The 1,377-nt window shown below is 60.9% G+C and carries 1 protein-coding gene; it reads left to right on the forward strand.

Annotation, left to right across the window (positions count from 1 at the left end; genetic code table 11):
* The first annotated feature begins 164 nt into the window (after positions 1-164).
* Positions 165-1,262 carry an IS1595 family transposase gene (locus FN369_RS09625; protein WP_142525929.1) on the forward strand — a complete coding sequence of 366 codons (1,098 nt, stop codon included), beginning with the start codon at positions 165-167 and terminating at the stop codon, positions 1,260-1,262.
* Positions 1,263-1,377: the final 115 nt, after the last annotated feature.

The raw sequence follows: 1,377 nt of genomic DNA on the forward strand, positions 1-1,377 counted from the left end.
CTCTCAACCTCGGTTCACGCCGAATGACCGCATGAATCTTCCGAGTTCATCGTTCGTTCCCCCTTAGCGTTGTCCGCCTTTATAAACCAAAGGCTGAAAAATATTGAATTTCTGCCGATCTGCGAGCAGAATTGCTGGCGGTTTCGATCACTGGCGAGGGTGATATGGCAGGCATGGGTCTCGAGGTTTTGGCGCGGATCAAGACGGTTTCCGACATGACCACGGCGTTCCGGAGCGAGGAGCGCTGTCGGCATCTGCTTGAACAGATGGTTTGGCCGCGCGGTCGACTGTGCCCGGTGTGCGGCTATCGGGAATCGACCGCCCTGAGAGGCCGCGATTGCGGCGGAACCCGCCGCCCAGGCCTGTATCAATGCGCGAACCCGGAATGTCGGCACCAATTTACCGTGACGACGCGGACACCGCTGCACGCGACGAAACTTCCGCTGCGCATCTGGCTGACCGCCATGTGGCTGATCCTGCAATCGGACAAGGGAATCTCGTCGATCCGGCTGGCCGAGATGCTGGGCGTCAGCCAGCCCACCGCCTGGCGGATCGGCCACGCGATCCGGCTCATGCTTGCCCGCGAGCACCAGTTCGGCGGTATCGTCGAGACCGATGAATTCTACATTGGCGGCGCGCTGCGGAAGGATCGCGACAGCCCGAAGCCCGGGCGCGGACGCAAGGGTCAGCCCAGGACGACGAAGCGTCTGGCCCTGTGCGTGGTCGAACGCCCGCATGAAATGTCCCCTGGCGCAGCGGCCGGCAGCGCTCGCGCCCGGTTGATCGAGGATCGGTCAGCCAAGGCAATCGGAGGCGCTCTGGCGGAAAACCTAGATCTCGGCTCTCACCTGATGAGCGACGAATGGGGCGTCTTCTCGGCGATCGGCCACAATTTCGCCGCCCATGATGCGGTCGGTCATGATCGCCAGGATTTTGTCCGGGGCATGGTCCATGTGAACAGCGCCGAAGGATTTTCCGATCGGGTTCGACGCACCGTCGTCGGGGTGTTTCATCACATCAGCCCAGCGCACGCCGATCTCTACTTCAACGAAATCGGCTTCCGATGGTCGCAGCGAACCGTCGCCGGGCAAGCCATTCGTCAGACGCGCAAGGGCCGGACCAAGGTCCAGACCCTGTGGGATCGAATTCCGACAGCTTTACAGCTTCCCGCCGCGTTCCAATCCATCGTCGGCCGTCAATTGCGCCGCACCCGTCAGGGCAGCATCATCATCAAATGCCACGTTGCTGCCTTTGGTTTATAAAGGCGGCGTTGTCTGGCGCATAACCGATGCTATGGCCACTATATCGGCCACACGGCACCAAAAGTGAAGAATAAGGTCGCGGAAGCGATGGACGGAATCCTGTTCATAGATCGGA

This window comes from Methylacidimicrobium cyclopophantes, from assembly GCF_902143385.2.
GTDB lineage: Bacteria > Verrucomicrobiota > Verrucomicrobiia > Methylacidiphilales > Methylacidiphilaceae > Methylacidimicrobium > Methylacidimicrobium cyclopophantes.